Source organism: Micromonospora sp. NPDC049559 (assembly GCF_040676675.1).
Taxonomy (GTDB): Bacteria; Actinomycetota; Actinomycetes; order Mycobacteriales; family Micromonosporaceae; genus JBFAPK01.
The window spans coordinates 199,537-214,854 of record NZ_JBFAPK010000002.1; the positions used below are offsets into that span (position 1 = coordinate 199,537).

The window sequence follows — 15,318 nt, forward strand, 5'->3', positions numbered from 1 at the left end:
GCTCGCCGCCCGCGCGACCCGGCCTACCCGACGCGGAACCGCTCGGCGTCGGCGTAGCGGAACGCCAGTCCGTTGCCGGGGGCGTCGAGGCGCACCGGCGCCGCTCCCCCGGTCGCCGGCACCGTGCCGTCGAAGAGCATCGACTCGATCCGCACGTGGTCGTGGAACCACTCCAGGTGCCGCAGGTTCGGCACCGCCGCCCCGACCGCGAGGTGCTGGTGCGGGGCGCAGTGCGCCGAGACGTCCAGCCCGGCCGCCTCGGCCACCGCCGCCGCGCGCAGGAACTCGCTGATCCCGCCGCACCGGGTCACGTCGAGCTGCTGGCAGTCGACGTACGGGACCATGCGCCGCACGTACGCCAGGTCGAAGGCGTACTCGCCGGCCGCGACGTCGGCGCTCACCTGGTCGCGGACCACGCCCAGCCCCGCCAGGTCGTCGGAGCTGACCGGCTCCTCGTACCAGCGCACGTCGAGGTCGGCGGCGGCCCGCATGACCCGTACCGCCTGCTTGCGCCGGTAGCCGCCGTTGGCGTCGACGTAGAGTTCCGCCCCGTCCCCGATCGTGGCCCGGGCCGCGGCCATCCGCGCCAGGTCCCGTCCCTCGGCCGCACCGTCGGACTCGCCGATTTTGATCTTCACCCGGGGAATGCCCTGCTCCCGGGTCCACTCGGCCAGCTGCCGGTGCTGCCGCTGCGCGTCGTACGTGGTGAAGCCGCCGCTGCCGTAGACCGGCACCTGCCGGCGGGCGGTACCGAGCAGCCGGGCCAGCGGCACGCCGAGCCGGCGGGCCTTCAAATCCCAGATCGCGCAGTCCGCGGCCGAGAGCGACAGCCCGGCGACGCCGGGGCGGCCGGCGTTGCGCAGCGCGACGCGCATCGCCTGCCAGGCCGCCGGGGTGTCGTCGGGGTCGAGGGCGGCGACCGCCGGGGCCAGCAGCTCGGCCACCACCCCGGCGGCCGCCGCCGGCCCGTAGGTCCAGCCGAGGCCGACCGGTGGCCCGGCGTCGCCCGGGCGGGGCATCGCGGGGGCCGGTCCGGGCGGTCCGTCGAAGGCGTGCACCAGCACCAGCGTGGTGCTCGACCAGGCAAGGGTGCCGTCGGCCTCGGGCGCGTCGGTCGGTACCCGGTAGGCGCTGGCCGCGAGCCGCACGCCCGATCAGCCCCGGGACCGGGCCACGGCGCGGGCCAGGGCGGTCGCCGCGCCGAGCACGGCGGCGCCGGCCGCCACGGTGGTGGCGGACCGGACCAGCCGGGTCGGCGCGGCCGGGCGCCGCGCCCACTGGCTCTCCGGCAGCGGGCCGTCGCGACCACCGCGCAGCCCGGCGCGGAGCAGCTCGGCCAGGTGGATGGCGCGCCGGCCGCCGGCCGCGCCCTGTTCGATCTGGGTACGACAGCTGAAGCCGTCGGCCAGGATCACCGTGCCCGGTTCGGCGGCGCGCAGCGCGGGGAGCAGCACCCGTTCGGCGCACGCCTCCGAGACCTCGTAGTGCCCCTGCTCGAAGCCGAAGTTCCCCGCCAGCCCGCAGCAGCCGGAGTCGAGGAACTCGCCGTCGACCCCGGCCCGGCGCAGCAGGGCGCGGTCGGCCTCGGCACCGAGGATGGCGTGCTGGTGGCAGTGCGTCTGGACCAGCGCGGCCCGGGAGAGCACCGGCGGCTGCCAGTCGGGGGTGTGCTCCTGCAGCAGCTCGGCGAGGGTGACCGTCTGCCGGCGCAGCTTGCGGACGTCCTCGTCGTCCGGGAAGAGTTCGGGCGCGTCGGAGCGGAACACGGCGGTGCAGCTCGGCTCCAGGCCGAGGACCAGGCCGCCCGAGCGCAGGTGCGGGGCGAGCGTCGCCACGGTGCGGCGCAGCACCCGCTTGGCGGTGCGGAGCTGACCGGTGGAGATCCAGGTCAGCCCGCAGCAGACCGGCCGGTCCGGCACCCGTACCCGCCAGCCGGCGGACTCCAGCACCTCCACGGCGGCCCGGCCGACGTCGGGGTGGAAGTGGTTGGTGAAGGTGTCCGGCCAGATCATCACCTCGCCGCGCGCGCCGTCGCCGCGCGGTACCCGCCGGGCGAACCAGCGCGTGAACGTCTGCTCGGCGAAGAGCGGCAGGTCCCGGCGCTGGTCGACGCCGGCGGCCAGCTTCGCCAGCCGGTCCAGCCCGGGGGCGTGCGCGAGTGCGTTGACCAGCCGGGGCGCCGTCGCGGCGAGCAGGGCGGCCGCGGGCAGCCAGCCCATCGAGTAGTGCGCGCGGGGGCGCAACCGGCCGGCGTAGTGGTGGGCGAGGAACTCGGCCTTGTAGGTGGCCATGTCCACGTTGACCGGGCAGTCGGCCTTGCACCCCTTGCAGGCCAGGCAGAGGTCGAGCGCGTCGCGTACGGCGTCCGAGCGCCAGCCGTCGGCGATGAGCCCGCCGCGGTCGGTACCGTCGAGCATCTCGAAGAGCAGCCGGGCGCGCCCCCGGGTGGAGTGCTCCTCCTCGCGGGTCACCATGTACGACGGGCACATCACCCCGCCGTGCTCCCGCCGGCACTTGCCGACCCCGACGCAGCGCAGCACCGCGTGCGGGAAGCTGCCGCCGTCCTCCGGGTACCGGAATATGGTCTCCACCGGACCGTGCTGGTAGTCGGCCCCGAGCCGCAGGTACGCGTCGAGCGGGTACGGCGCCACCACCTTGCCCGGGTTCATCCGGTCGTCCGGGTCGAAGACGGCCTTGAGCTGCCCGAAGGCGTACGCCAGCCGCTCGCCGAACATCCTCGGCAGCAGCTCGCCGCGTCCCTGCCCGTCGCCGTGCTCGCCGGAGAAGGAGCCGCCGTAGGAGACGACCAGGTCGGCGGCGCTCTCCACGAAGCCGCGGAACCGCCGCACCCCGTCGGCGCTGCGCAGGTCGAACGGGATCCGGGTGTGCACGCAGCCCTGCCCGAAGTGCCCGTACAGCGACGTCCGTACGAGGTCGAACTCCTCGAAGAGCCGGTCCAGGTCGCGCAGGTAGTCGCCGAGCCGGTCGGGCGGCACCGCCGAGTCCTCCCAGCCCGGGTGGTCGTCGTCGTGCTGCCCGGGGCCGTGCGCCGTGGCGCCGAGGCTGGCCTCGCGGACCTCCCAGAGCTGCTTCTCGTCGGCCTCGTCGTCGAACTGGAGCACGCTCGGCCAGCCGTCGCGGCTCACGCTGCCGTCCGGGCCGTCGGGGCGGACCGCGTTGATCAGGCGGTCGGCCGCCTCGTCGGCCTCCCGCGCGGTCTCCCCGCCGAACTGCACCATCAGCCACGCGCCGCCCCGCGGCAGCTTGTGCAGGGCCGCCGGGTGCAGGTGTTTGCGCTGTTCGAAGTCGATCAGGGTGTCGTCCAGCCCCTCCAGCGCGATCGGTCCGTACGGCAGTACCCCCGGTACGGCGTCGCCGGCCGCGGCGATGTCCGGGTAGCCGAGCAGCACCAGCGAGCGGAACTTGACGACCGGCACCAGCCGCAGCCGGGCCCGCAGGATCGTCACCAGCGTCGACTCCGACCCGACCAGTGCCTGCGCGACGTGGAAGCCCTTCTCGGGCAGGAGGCTGTCGAGGTTGTAGCCGGAGACCCGGCGGGGGACGTCGGGGTAGCGGGCGCGGATCTCGGCGGCGTACGCGTCGCGCAGCGCCCGCAGCTGGCGGTGGATCTCCGCGGGCCGGCCGCCCTGGCGCTGGATCTGCGCGTACCGCTCGTCGCTCGTCTCGCCGACCCACATCCGCGTACCGTCGTAGAGCAGCACCTCCAGCTCCACGACGTTGTCGACCACCTTGCCGGTGCGCTGCGCGCTGGCGCCGCACGAGTTGTTGCCGATCATCCCGCCGACCGTGCAGTGGTCGTGGGTGGCGGGCTCCGGCCCGAACTCCAGCCCGGTCGGTTTCAGCAGCTCGTTGAGGGTGTCGCGGACGATTCCCGGCTCCACCAGGCAGGTACGCCCCGCCGTGTCGACCTCCAGCAGCCGGTTGCAGTACTTCGACCAGTCCAGCACCACGGCCGTGTTGGTGCACTCCCCCGCCAAGCTGGTGCCGCCGCCCCGGGAGACCAGCGGGGCGCCGTACCGCCGGCACACCTCGATCGCCGCCACCGCCGCCTCGACCGTGCGCGGCAGCACCACCCCGAGCGGCACCTGCCGGTAGTTGGAGGCGTCGGTCGAGTACGTCGCCCGCGAGCCGGCGTCGAACCGTACCTCCCCGTCGACGGCGGCGCGCAGCTCGGCCGCGAGGGCGCGCAGGTCGACGTCGGAGGCGGGCGCCGGCGCCCGGACGACCGGGTCCGGCAGCGGTACCGGCCCCGCGTCCCGGTGCCGGGTCGCGACCCCCGCGTTCCGAAGCTCCTCCACCCCGCGCTCCTTCAACCCCGGGCCGCCGCCAGACGGGCCGACACGATCGGTCCGCCGGTCGCGGAACCGCCCGGGCCTACCCGCTCGCGACCAGCTCAAACGTCGGTACGCCTGGCGGCAACTCTTCAGATGATCTTGCGGGGTCGGGACCTACCTTTCGGATGGGTCGTGGTCGAGGCCCGCCCGCCATCTCGGCCTCTCACCCACGGGTACGCTCTCCGTGAGGCGTTGAAGATCATCGAGAACGGGTAGCCGGTGAGCGGACTGCCGCACGACGGCACGGACAGGTCGCGCGAGACACGCGTGGACAGGTACGGCGCCGTGTCCACGGCGTTGGCCCTACTCAGTGATCACCAGCTTGCTCAGCTCGTGGACACGGCGCCGGCCATCGGGTCCGGCGTCGGAGGCACGTCGGCGTTGCTGGACATCGCCGGCGCGCCGGTCTTCGTGAAGCGGATCCCGTTGACGCGGTGCACACCTATGACGCCCAGGTCACGCTCGGCGCCTCGCAGCCGCTGCCGGACGAGGTGGCCCTCGACGGTGTGGAGGAGTTCCTCTCCACCTGCTGCGCGACGACGAGCGCCTGGCCGCACGAGCCCGCCGCCGTCGACTACCACGCCGTCGAGGGCCGCTCCTGGCGCCTGCGGCTCTCCGCCGACGGTGCACGGGCCGACCGCCTCCCCACGCCCGGCAGCGGTGCCGGTGCGGACCCGGACGTGGCCGACGCCTCCGCCCGGGGCACGGCCCCACGAGCTGGTCCTGCTCTTCTACGGCCGGATTGCGCTGGACTCCCTGAAGCTCGACGGCGACCGACGCCACTTCGACCGGCTCATCGCCTGGGAGCCGGACGAGTAGGAGCTGCGGCTGCCAAGGACAAACCGGCTGGACATCCGTGGAAACGACACTAGAGTCGCGGGCATGCATCTCCCTCTGATCTACGGCTGACACGGTCGGGGCAGCGCCCCGGCTCTTCTCCCGCACGCCGATGCGCGGGCCTGGCACAGGTCACCGCGCCGGCCTGCCGTGTCCTCTCCGCCGTAGACCAGAAATGAGCGTGTATCCATGTCTCGTCGCCGTACCCACATCGCCATGGTCGGCATCCCCGCCGTCAGCCACGTCCTGCCGAGCCTTGAGGTCATCCGCGAGCTGGTGGCCCGTGGCCACCGCGTGACGTACGCCAACGACCCGGCCGTGAGCGAGCTGATCGCGGCCACCGGCGCCGAACTCGTCCCCTGCGCCTCCGGGCTGCCGGTGGCCGACAACAACTGGCCCGATGATCCGATCGCCGCGATGGGCCTCTTCCTCGACGACGCCGTCCAGGCGCTCCCCCAGCTGCGCGCCGCCTACGACGACGACCCGGCGGACCTGTACCTGTACGACATCGGCGCCTACGCCGCGCGCGCCCTGGCCGAATCGCAGGGCCGGCCCATCGTGCAGCTGTCCCCGACGTTCGTGGCCTGGGACGGCTACGACGAGGAGGTCGCGGCGCAGCTGCGGCAGCTGCCGGGCGCCGACGCGTACCGGGAAAGGTTCTCCCGGTGGCTCGCCGGCTGCGGGGCCTCCACCACCGACGTGGACGACTTCTCCGGTCGTCCCGCGCGGGCGCTCGCGCTGATCAGCCGGGCGATGCAGCCGCACGCCGACCGGGTCGACGGCGACCGGGTGACCTTCGTCGGGCCCTGTTTCGACGCACGCGCGGACGCGGGCGCCTGGACCCGTCCGGCGAATGCGGAGAACGTGCTCGTCATCTCCCTGGGTTCGGCGTACACCCGGCAACCGGAGTTCTACCGCCGGTGCCTGGCGGCCTACGGCAACCTGCCCGGCTGGCACGTCGTACTGCAGATCGGCAAGTACACCGACCCGCGCGAACTCGGCGACATCCCGACCAACGTCGAGGTGCACTCCTGGATCCCGCAGCGGGCGATCCTGGAGCAGGCGGACGCCTTCGTGACCCACGCCGGTATGGGCGGCTGCGGCGAGGGGCTGCGGGCCGGGGTACCGATGATCGCCGTACCGCAGGCCGCCGAGCAGTTCATGAACGCCGACCGGCTCGTGGAGTTGGGCGTGGCCCGCCGCGTCGACACCGCGGAAGCCACCGCCGAGGCCCTGCGGACGGCGCTGACGGAGCTGGTCGGCGACGCCGGGGTGGCCCGCCGCTCGGAGCTGCTGCGCGCCGAGGCGGTGGCCGAGGGCGGCACCCCGCGCGCCGCCGACCTGATCGAGAAGATGCTGACCTGACCCCGACTGTTGGTCGGGTAGTTCCAGGGCGCACGTCGCCCTGGAACTACCCGGCGCCCCGACCGTCGGCAAGGCGCTCGGGCGACTGGAAGGGGCGAGCCGTTGCTCCGTTCCCGGTGGGTGTCGTACCCGGGTGGTAGGAGATGGGCATGTATCTCGTCCACCTGTCCCACTCCGGGCCGGAATGGGACATCGCCCGGCCGATGGAAGAGCAGACCGAGTGGCTCGCGCACGCGGCCTACATGGACTCGCTTGTCGACCAGGGCAGCATCGTGCTCGGCGGCCCGCTCGACGACATGCGCGTGGTCCTCGTCTTCGAGGCCGAGTCCGAGCAGGCCGTACGGGAACTGCTGGGCCGCGACCCGTGGAGCGGCAGCCACCTGCGGATCACCGCGGTGGAACCATGGACAATCCGCCTCGACGGACGCCGGCTCGCGGCCGACCGCTGATTCAGTCGAAGCCCTTCTCGCTCAGGATCCGGTCGATGCGGGCGCGATGCGCCTGCTCCCATGCATCGAGGGATTCGTCGGCCTCCTTGGCCACCTTCGTCTGAGCGTCCAGGAGCACCTGCTCCTGACGGGCGGCGGGAACAACCACGATGCCCTCTTCGTCGGCCACCACGATGTCGCCGGGGGTCACGTTCACGCCGCCGCACCGCACCTGACGATTCAGCGGCTCGACGGCTGCCTTGGCCCCGGGGATGGGGATGACTCCCCTGGCGAAGACGGGAAAGCCCATCTCGCGTACCTCGGCGAGGTCGCGGATCACCCCGTCCACCACGAAGGCGGCGATCCCTCGACGTTGAGCGACGGCACAGACGTTTCCCCCACTGACCGCGTAGTCCAGGTCACCCGCTTCCACCACGATGATCGAGCCAGGTTCCGCGCGGTAGATCGCGGCGTGCAGCATGAGGTTGTCGCCGGGAGGGCACCGCACGGTGAACGCCGCGCCGGCGACTCGCGGGATCGGGGACCAGAGCGGGCGAATGCCGATGTCCATGACCTGCTCGCGGCCGAGAACGTCGGCGAGGCTGGTCGGGGAGATGTTCGTGAATCCGCTGGCGTCGCTCATGGTCCGCCTCCAATCGAGGGTGGCTACGGAAGGGTCGGGCCTGCGACGGTCGCGTCGGTCAGGATCGGGCGTCGCCAGGGGCCGGGCACCCGGCCAGCCTAATAATACGTACGTACGGTTTGCAACGCGCCCCGGACCGGCGCCGAGTTCAGTCCGGTTGCGGTCGGGATCGCAGGCGGTCCATTTGCGCGTGGCTGAGGTCGTGGGCCCGGCGCAGGTGCCGGGTGATGATCTCCAGCTCCTCTTCGCTGTGGCCGTCGAGGACCTCCTGCCAGGCCTGGCCAAGGTCGTCCCAGACGGCGGTGACTCGGGCCACGCGTTCGGGCACCAGGGCCACCAGGACCCGACGGCGGTCGTGCTGGTCGGGCGTACGCACCACGTAACCGCCGCGTTCGAGCCGGTCGACCAGACGGGTGGCCGAACCGGCGGTCAGGCCGGTCATCTCGGCGATCTGCTTGACCGTGCGCGGCCCGGGCTCGGCGGTCAGCAGGCTGAGGGCCTGCACGTCGGTGGGATGCAGCCCGAGGTGGTCGGCGATGGCCTGGTTGAACAGGACGTACGCCGCCAGGTACCGACGGGACGCCATCGACAGTTCGTCGTACAGCCTGACCCGACGGGCGCCGGTCATGTGGACCACACTCCCAAAATAGTTGCGCGACGCAGCTATGCGCCGCTACGGTTCACTGCGCGACACAACAAATGTGTCACGCAACGATACTACTCCGGAGGTCACATGTTCACCGTCGCCGTCACCGGCGCGACCGGTGCCCAGGGCGGCGCCGCCGCCCGTACGTTGCTCGCGGCCGGCCATCGGGTGCGTGCGCTCACCCGCCGCCCCGACTCGCCCGCCGCAGTGGCGCTGCGGGATCTCGGGGCCGACGTGCGCCGCGCCGACTTCGACGACAACGCCTCGCTCGACGCGGCGCTCGCGGGCGCCGACGCCCTGTTCGCCGTCACCACCCCGTTCGGCACCGACCTCGCCACGGAGACCCGCCAGGGTCGGGCCCTCGTCGACGCCGCGGTCACCGCCCGGCTCGGGCACGTCGTGCTCACCACCGCCGCCCATGCCGACCGTGGCACCGGCGTACCGCACTACGAGAGCAAGTACCTGGTCGAGCAGTACCTACGCGGTTGCGGCGTACCGTGGACCGTCATCGCACCGGCGGCGTTCATGGACAACTACGCCAGCGGCTGGACCCTCGACGGGCTCCGCGACGGCACCTTCGCCTGGCCCATGCCCGCCGATCGGCCTCTCACCCTCATTCCGGCCGCCGACATCGGCGCGTTCGCCGCGCTCGCCCTCCAACGCCGCGACGAGTTCGCCGGCCGGCGCATCGACATCGCCTCCGACGAGCGGACCCCCGCCGAGATGGCCGAGATCCTCGCCGCCGCGATCGGCCGGCCCATCGCCTGTCGCGAGGTGCCGCTGACCTATGTGCGGACCCGATCCGAGGACCTGGCCGCGATGTTCGAGTACTTCACCACCGTCGGCCTCGACGTCGACGTCGCCGGCCTGCGCCAGGCCTACCCCGAGGTCGCCTGGCACAGCTTCGCCGACTGGGCCACGGCCCAGGACTGGCCCGCGCTGCTGGCCTCCGCCGCCGCGCACACCCGCCACTGAAGGAGCACCGCGATGAAACCGATCGGCTACTGGCTCAACCGCACCGACCAGGCGCTCACCCGCTACATGAACTCGATGCTGGCGCAGTTCGGCCTCACCCGGATCGCCTGGCAGGTCCTCAACGTCATCGAGGACGTCGGTGACGTCCCCGACGCTGAGGTCCTGGCAACCCTCGCCGCCAACGCGGACGTACCCACGCTGACGGCCGCCATCGACGCCGTCCTCGCCGATGGCTGGGCGACCCGACCCGCACCGGGCCGGCTCGCCCTCAGCTCCGAGGGGGTCGCGCACCTGGCCGTCGTGGCCAAGCGCGTCGACACGTTCCGCGACCTGTCCATGAGCGGCATCACCCCGGACGAGTACCGGACCACCGTCCACGTACTCGAACGCATGAGCCGCAACCTCGAAACAGCGGCGGAACCGGGCTAATCCGGCCGACCGGGCAGGCGCCGGATCAGCCACCACCCGTACCCGACGAAGATCACGGCAATCGCCGCCTGCCACCACAGTGGAGCGGCGTCGGGGCTGCGGAGCTGCAAGAGGTCGTCGAGGGCGTGGAGCACGACCAGCGGCCAAATCGTACGGAGCTGCCAGCGCAACGCCGCGAAGCCGAAGCCGAACGCGCTCGTGCTGACCACCTGGACGACCGTGTCGTCCCAGGCGCGGCCGAACCAGAAGGCGCTGAGCGCGTGCCCGAGCCCGAAGAGCACGCCGACCCAGACGGCGGCGCGCATCGGGCCGAGCTGACGCAGCACGTACTGAATGGCGCCGCGACTGACGGACTCCTCGGCCACGCCCACGGCCAGCATGGTCAGCGCGGTGCTCGTGAACACCGTCACCGAGCCGGCGAGACCGGGCACCGCGTACGACGTGACGAGTACCAGAATCGGCAGGCACCACCACCAGGAGCGGTCGGGGCGACGCCAGGCGAGAGCCGAGCCCCGCCACCAACCCATCCACGCCACGAAGGCGAGCGTCCCGACCGCGGTACCGGCGTTGACCAGCGCGGGACCCAGATCGGGAAACCAGGATGCGGAGAGGCCGCCGACCAACTCGGCCAGCGCGAACAGGAGCACGTGCCACGCGACCGTCAACCCGACGGCGGTCCAGATCGGCGACCGGTGAGCCCACCGATCAATACGTCGACGCACCGGGTGACCCTACCGAAGCCACGTGCGGTCCTAACGAAACAATTTCACGAATTCCGCCGGCGTCCGCCCGCCGGCCGCGCTCAGCCGCCGCGCAGTCAGTGCTTACAGACCCATCCCCGAGTAACCCCAAGGGCGTCCTCGGGCCGCCTCCAGCCGTACCGAAGAGTCCGGGGCGAAGACCTGCGGCAACGTCGTCTCCAGCGTCCCGCTGATGGCGTGGAGCGGAGACCACACTGCCGGGTCCCCGTAGCGGAAGGCCGACGCTAGTAGTGCGGGTTCTTCCAACGCCCCGCGTTCCGGTGTCGCCTCGCCGCCTGCCAGTCCTGCCGCTCGCGTAGGGCTCGCCTCAGTCTGGCGTTCTGGTCGCGAAGTGCGGTCTCGGTGGCCTCGCGGGCGGTCAGCTCGTCGACCATCCAGCGCACGAACGCGTACACCTGCTCCTCGGCCAGACCGCGCCGACCCAGCGCGGCCCGCCGGAAGCGAACCCGGCGAATGTTGGCGGCTCGTATCCGCTGCGGCGGCATGCGGGAGAGGTAAATGCCCATCGGCAATTGCTCCTAGGAATGGGGCCGTAAGGCTAGAACGACGATCTGTCTCACATGCCTACGACGGGGTCGCGCCCCGCGCGCGGCCACTCGCCGGTCGCGCTGCCGTAGGCGTCTGGACTCGACGTCTCGGCTGGCTGGGGACGAGGGCTGGTCGCAGACCGGACAGTTGGACGAACAGTTCCCGGCGCTCAACGGCGAGACCGTTCGGGCCGAGCACGTACCCGACAAGCCAGCACCAGCCGTAGTAGGTCGGCCAGCCCGGCACCGATACAACCCTCAGGACCACGGCTCGGTCGCCGGCGAACTGCACGGAGGCGCGCCCGTCGACAAGTAACACGTCGCCGGGCTTGGGCAGCGGCGGCAGGCGAGAAGATCCCGTACTCGTCCGGCCCGACTCGTCCGTACTTGGCTCCGATCGCCGAACGGCGCCGCCGCCAGGCTGGCATGCCCTGCCGTTCACGCACGCCCTCGCCGGTCGTTCATGTGCTCAAGCCGGAGGCACGCGAGGCAGCTCAGCGAGGAGCCGCACGTGGTGCACCAGCGGCGCGACTGGCGGTACGAGATCAGGCCCACGGCGAAGCCGACCAGCAGGGCTCCGACGACGGACAGCAGGACTTGATACGGCGGCATGTCTACCTCGCTCCGGTGGATCAGGGCATACCGACGGGACCCCGCCCCAGCTCGGGCGACGCCGTCAGTTTGTGCCGAGGAATGCTCACTTGATCGAGATGTGTATCATTCATACCGTCTCATGCCGACAATCGTTGGGCAATAGCAAACCGCCTATTTGAGGAATCGATCATCGGCATGCTTGATCCCAACACCGACGTAGTCGAAACTTTCGCCATGCCAGCGGCCAAGCGAGACCGACGTACACCGACCATCCGCGGCCGTCAGCTCGGGATCGAACTGAAGCGCCTACGCCTCGAAGCACAGCTCTCGGCCGACACCGTGGCCGAGCACCTCGGCTGCTCGCAGGCGAAGGTGACCCGCATCGAGCTTGCCCAGAGCAGCGTCAGCAAGGGCGACCTGTTCCTGATGCTCTCCCTATACGGCGTCACCGACACCACGACGAGGGAGCAGTACTGGCGCCTTGCCCGGGAGGCACGCGGTCGCGGCTGGTGGGAGGACTACCGCCAGGTCATCACCCGCGGACTCAGCACCTACATCGCCTTCGAGGCCGAGGCGTCCCAGCTCCAGACCTGGTCGTGGGGCACCGTCAACGGGCTACTCCAGACACCCGAGTACGCCCGCGCCACCTTCATGGGCGAACCGGACGGGCATGGCCGCAGCTCGGACGAGATCGACAAGCTGGTCGCGGCGCGGATGGCTCGGCAGGAGCGGGTGACGAACGGGTCGCTGAAGCTGTGGGCGGTCCTGGACGAGTCGCTGCTGCACCGCCCACTCGGCGGTGGCGAGATCCTGAAGGCCCAGCTCGACCGACTCCTGGAACCCCGCAAGAACGTGGCGATCCAGGTACTCCGCCAGCAGACCGTCTGGCACGCCGGCCTGAACGGCGCGTTCTCGATCATGCGCTTTCCCGCCCATCCACCGATCGCCTTCGTAGAGTCGCCCACCGGCGACCTGGACGTGGAAGACGAGGCAGACGTAGAGCGGTTTACGCTTGCCTTCGAGTACCTTCGCGCCGCCGCAGCCAGCGTCGAGGAGTCACGCGAACTGATTGCCCGAGCGCGAGACGAGATCTAGACAGGGGTGGCAGCAGTGGAGCTGACCGGCGCCAACTGGCGCAAGAGCACCCGTTCCAGCGGCGGGGGCAACGGTGACTGCGTCGAGGTCGCGCAGCTCCCGGCCGCCGTCGGCGTACGCGACAGCAAGGACGCCTCTGGTCCCGTGCTGATCTTCCCAGCTCCCAGTTGGGTGGCGTTCCTCGGCGGGCTGAAGCACAATCGCTCGGTGTCGTAGGCGCCCACGCACGCTGTACTTCGCGCCGGCGCCCTCGCCACCGTGCTCAACCTGCTCGGCGATCAGCGGATCGTCCACTCGGCTCGCCGGGGGCATCAGGACATCACCCGTGCCGGACCCGCCAACGAGGTGCGCGACCTGGTCGACAGCATCGAGCACTTCATCCAGAGGCGCCAGCACCCTCCTCGATAACGCACCGTCATCGCAGTACCCGATCGTCATCGCCGGCCACGTCGTCACTCTGGGCGAACTCCGGCCCATGCTCGGCCTGCTGGCGGTCCCGACCGGCAATAGCTGGCGCAGCGGGCTGCGGACCAGCAGTCGAAGGACGCTGCATATGTGGTAGGGGCCCGCCCAGTGCAGCAACAGCCATGACGCGTAGTCGCTCGTAGTAGGCAAAGGCGCCCGCGCCGGCTAACAGCGGTAGGACACGGTCGAGATCGTTTACACACTGCATGAGTAGGCCCGTGCGCCAATCGTCCAGATGTCCCCGCGTCTGCAACCAGGTGCTGACACAGCCCGCGACGTCGGCGTCAAGCAGGACCATGTCCGCGCCGGCCAGTTCCGCGCCCCGTAGCTGTGCCGGGAACTCAGCCCGCAAGTGGGCGTCCCACAACCGCGCTACTGCCTCGACCTGCTCGTCTACGGCGCCCACATGGCAATGATCCCAGGATCCCGTGGACGGTCTGGCTCAACCACCTGACGCCGGGGAGCCGCGTCGGTTGTCTGGGTCCACAGGCACGGCCGTGACGATCGCAAGGGGTGCTGCCCTCCGTCCGGGTTCTAATCCCCTCCGGTCCGCGCTCGACCTCGCCCGCCGAGCCGGGCCATTCACGGCCCGGTGGCCGGTGTCGTAGACGGTCGCCAGCTGGGCACGAGCGGTCACCACGACACCGCCGACGACCAGACACAACGGGCAGACCGGTCAGCAGGCAACCGGATTGCGGCGCCCTTACCCCAGCGGCGCGAGGTCCAGCCGGGCGAGGACAGACGGGTTCAGTGTCGGCCGGGGTGCTTGGTGACGAGCGTGGTCAGCGAGCGGGGGGCCAGTTCGACGGTGGCGTTTCGGCCGTACCCGGAGACGAGGTTCGGTACCTTCTCCAGTTTGCGGGTGGCGTCGGTGACGTACGCGGTCGGGCGCTTGAGGTCCACTCCGGTGCGTACCGTCTCGGTCGTGGTGTTGAGGATCTGCACGACCTCCGTACCGTCGGCGTTGCGGTAGGCCGAGACCTTCAGCCCCTCCGGCGCGCCGCCGACGCCGATCCGCACGGCACCCGGACGGATGAAGCGGCTGTACGCGGCGAAGGCGTAGAGGCGGGACGATACCCGGTACGCGTCGTTGGCGTCGTCGACCTGGACCAGCGCGGCCGTGCCGCCTCGGGACGAGCCGAGCCAGAAGAGGAAGGCGCTCGCGTCGGCCAGCGCGAGCGTGTCGTGGATGCGTTCGGCGATGGCGATGCCGTCGGTGCCCTTGCCGCTGTCCCAGGCCTCGTTCCAGCCGTCCACGGTGCTCGACGGCGCCCACTCGGACATCCAGGTGCGGGCCGTGGTCGGCAGCGGGTGGTCGGCGGGGCTGGCGTAGCCGTGGCCGGTGAAGAGGTCGAGGTGGCGGCGGGCGACCGGGTCGGCCTCGATCGCCTGGGCGTACGCCTCGGACTGCTGCCAACCGAACGAGTCGCAGCAGGCCACGTCCACGCCGGCCCGCTCGGCGATCGGGCCGAGGACCTTCACGAACTCGGCGGCCTGGGCCGGGGTGAAGCGCATCGAGGCGTACGAGGTGGTCCAGTCGGGCTCGTTGACGAACCCGATCTCGTCGATTTTGATGCCCTCCTGGCGGTAGAACTTGGCGTACTGGACGAGGTAGCGCGCGTACGCCTCGCGCCAGTCGCCGCTCGCGCAGGTCACGCCCTGCAGGCCGCAGAGGGTGCCGCCGTTGGTGTCGGTGCCGTTGTCCTTCATGTAGCCGGGGGCGCTCCAGGCGTCGGCGTAGAACCGCTTGATTCCCCGCCGCTGCGCCTCCTTGGCGTACCAGACCTGGGCGCCGTCCCAGCCGTCCCAGCGGTAGTTCGGGGTGGCGGTCGGTCCGCCGGGGTCGGTCGGCTGGATCGACAGCATTTTGTCGTACTCGGTGGTCGCCGACGAGCCGATGCCGAGCCGCAGGATGCTCGGCGCGGCCCCGTTCTCCCGGTCCAGGAGCAGGTCGAGGACCTCTTTTCGCTTCTCCTCGGAGAGGTTGTGGACCAGCGAGGAGCGCTGGAAGGCGATCGAGTAGCCGAAGCCGTCGATGCGCTGGTGCCGTTCGGTCCGGTCGAGGTCGATGCCGGGGCGCGGGGCGGCCTGGGCGGGCGCGCCGGCCAGCACGGTCACGGCCGCGACGACGGTCGCGAGGACGGGAGATCGGAACACGTCGCACCCCTCCGGACGTCAGCACATAGCTTGATCTCGAT

15 protein-coding genes are annotated in these 15,318 nt (G+C 71.4%); 7 read left to right on the forward strand and 8 right to left on the reverse strand.

Annotation, left to right across the window (positions count from 1 at the left end):
• Positions 1-23: 23 nt before the first annotated feature.
• Positions 24-1,148: an enolase C-terminal domain-like protein gene (locus tag AB0J86_RS04015; protein WP_363852166.1), complete on the reverse strand. Its 1,125-nt coding sequence runs from the start codon at positions 1,146-1,148 to the stop codon at positions 24-26.
• 6 nt (positions 1,149-1,154) lie between these two features.
• Positions 1,155-4,319 carry an FAD-binding and (Fe-S)-binding domain-containing protein gene (locus AB0J86_RS04020; protein ID WP_363852169.1) on the reverse strand — a complete coding sequence of 1,055 codons (3,165 nt, stop codon included), beginning with the start codon at positions 4,317-4,319 and terminating at the stop codon, positions 1,155-1,157.
• 702 nt (positions 4,320-5,021) lie between these two features.
• Here AB0J86_RS04020 and AB0J86_RS04025 point away from each other — a divergent pair.
• The 3 genes from AB0J86_RS04025 (at position 5,022) to AB0J86_RS04035 (ending at position 7,006) form a co-directional block, all read left to right on the forward strand.
• A complete protein-coding gene (locus AB0J86_RS04025) occupies positions 5,022-5,174 on the forward strand; it encodes a hypothetical protein (RefSeq protein ID WP_363852172.1) in 153 nt (50 codons plus the stop codon).
• A gap of 207 nt (positions 5,175-5,381) precedes the next feature.
• Entirely contained in the window at positions 5,382-6,557 is a 1,176-nt protein-coding gene (locus tag AB0J86_RS04030; RefSeq protein ID WP_363852175.1) for a macrolide family glycosyltransferase, read from the forward strand.
• A 149-nt stretch (positions 6,558-6,706) separates the two neighbouring features.
• A complete protein-coding gene (locus tag AB0J86_RS04035) occupies positions 6,707-7,006 on the forward strand; it encodes a YciI family protein (RefSeq protein ID WP_363852178.1) in 300 nt (99 codons plus the stop codon).
• 1 nt (position 7,007) lies between these two features.
• Here the strand turns inward: AB0J86_RS04035 and AB0J86_RS04040 are convergent, their stop codons facing one another.
• Both AB0J86_RS04040 and AB0J86_RS04045 read right to left on the reverse strand, forming a co-directional pair.
• Positions 7,008-7,628, reverse strand: coding sequence for an RraA family protein (locus AB0J86_RS04040; RefSeq protein ID WP_363852181.1), 621 nt, complete (start codon positions 7,626-7,628; stop codon positions 7,008-7,010).
• Between the two features lie 148 nt (positions 7,629-7,776).
• Entirely contained in the window at positions 7,777-8,256 is a 480-nt protein-coding gene (locus AB0J86_RS04045) for a MarR family transcriptional regulator (RefSeq protein WP_363852184.1), read from the reverse strand.
• A 105-nt stretch (positions 8,257-8,361) separates the two neighbouring features.
• Between AB0J86_RS04045 and AB0J86_RS04050 the strand changes: the two genes are divergently transcribed.
• Together AB0J86_RS04050 and AB0J86_RS04055 are read left to right on the forward strand one after the other, a co-directional pair.
• Positions 8,362-9,249, forward strand: coding sequence for an NmrA/HSCARG family protein (locus AB0J86_RS04050; RefSeq protein ID WP_363852187.1), 888 nt, complete (start codon positions 8,362-8,364; stop codon positions 9,247-9,249).
• Positions 9,250-9,261: 12 nt separating this feature from the next.
• Complete coding sequence (locus AB0J86_RS04055; RefSeq protein WP_363852190.1) at positions 9,262-9,678, forward strand: MarR family winged helix-turn-helix transcriptional regulator; 417 nt, start codon at positions 9,262-9,264, stop codon at positions 9,676-9,678.
• On the opposite strand, the gene AB0J86_RS04060 is transcribed toward AB0J86_RS04055, so the two are convergent.
• The 3 genes from AB0J86_RS04060 to AB0J86_RS04070 all read right to left on the reverse strand — a co-directional run bounded on the left by AB0J86_RS04060 (position 9,675) and on the right by AB0J86_RS04070 (position 11,578).
• Positions 9,675-10,400 (reverse strand): CPBP family intramembrane glutamic endopeptidase, encoded by a 726-nt coding sequence (locus tag AB0J86_RS04060; RefSeq protein WP_363852193.1) that lies wholly within the window; start codon positions 10,398-10,400, stop codon positions 9,675-9,677. The two genes, AB0J86_RS04055 and AB0J86_RS04060, sit on opposite strands and share 4 nt — an antisense overlap.
• Positions 10,401-10,663: 263 nt before the next feature.
• Positions 10,664-10,945 carry a DivIVA domain-containing protein gene (locus tag AB0J86_RS04065; RefSeq protein WP_363852196.1) on the reverse strand — a complete coding sequence of 94 codons (282 nt, stop codon included), beginning with the start codon at positions 10,943-10,945 and terminating at the stop codon, positions 10,664-10,666.
• Between the two features lie 459 nt (positions 10,946-11,404).
• Positions 11,405-11,578 carry a hypothetical protein gene (locus AB0J86_RS04070; RefSeq protein ID WP_363852199.1) on the reverse strand — a complete coding sequence of 58 codons (174 nt, stop codon included), beginning with the start codon at positions 11,576-11,578 and terminating at the stop codon, positions 11,405-11,407.
• Positions 11,579-11,755: 177 nt separating this feature from the next.
• On the opposite strand from AB0J86_RS04070, the gene AB0J86_RS04075 reads away from it, so the two are divergent.
• Positions 11,756-12,655 carry a helix-turn-helix transcriptional regulator gene (locus AB0J86_RS04075; RefSeq protein ID WP_363852202.1) on the forward strand — a complete coding sequence of 300 codons (900 nt, stop codon included), beginning with the start codon at positions 11,756-11,758 and terminating at the stop codon, positions 12,653-12,655.
• A 15-nt stretch (positions 12,656-12,670) separates the two neighbouring features.
• A complete protein-coding gene (locus AB0J86_RS04080; RefSeq protein WP_363853025.1) occupies positions 12,671-12,871 on the forward strand; it encodes a DUF397 domain-containing protein in 201 nt (66 codons plus the stop codon).
• Between the two features lie 996 nt (positions 12,872-13,867).
• On the opposite strand, the gene AB0J86_RS04085 is transcribed toward AB0J86_RS04080, so the two are convergent.
• Positions 13,868-15,277 carry a glycoside hydrolase gene (locus AB0J86_RS04085; RefSeq protein ID WP_363852205.1) on the reverse strand — a complete coding sequence of 470 codons (1,410 nt, stop codon included), beginning with the start codon at positions 15,275-15,277 and terminating at the stop codon, positions 13,868-13,870.
• Between the last annotated feature and the right edge of the window lie 41 nt (positions 15,278-15,318).

Excerpts from the sequence above, each read along its gene's own strand:
- AB0J86_RS04040 (WP_363852181.1), bottom strand. The coding sequence starts at position 7,628 with ATGAGCGACGCCAGCGGATTCACGAACATCTCCCCGACCAGCCTCGCC.
- AB0J86_RS04045 (WP_363852184.1), bottom strand. The coding sequence starts at position 8,256 with ATGACCGGCGCCCGTCGGGTCAGGCTGTACGACGAACTGTCGATGGCG.
- AB0J86_RS04075 (WP_363852202.1), top strand. The coding sequence starts at position 11,756 with ATGCTTGATCCCAACACCGACGTAGTCGAAACTTTCGCCATGCCAGCG.
- AB0J86_RS04050 (WP_363852187.1), top strand. The coding sequence starts at position 8,362 with ATGTTCACCGTCGCCGTCACCGGCGCGACCGGTGCCCAGGGCGGCGCC.
- AB0J86_RS04055 (WP_363852190.1), top strand. The coding sequence starts at position 9,262 with ATGAAACCGATCGGCTACTGGCTCAACCGCACCGACCAGGCGCTCACC.
- AB0J86_RS04070 (WP_363852199.1), bottom strand. The coding sequence starts at position 11,578 with ATGCCGCCGTATCAAGTCCTGCTGTCCGTCGTCGGAGCCCTGCTGGTC.
- AB0J86_RS04065 (WP_363852196.1), bottom strand. The coding sequence starts at position 10,945 with ATGGGCATTTACCTCTCCCGCATGCCGCCGCAGCGGATACGAGCCGCC.
- AB0J86_RS04030 (WP_363852175.1), top strand. The coding sequence starts at position 5,382 with ATGTCTCGTCGCCGTACCCACATCGCCATGGTCGGCATCCCCGCCGTC.
- AB0J86_RS04035 (WP_363852178.1), top strand. The coding sequence starts at position 6,707 with ATGTATCTCGTCCACCTGTCCCACTCCGGGCCGGAATGGGACATCGCC.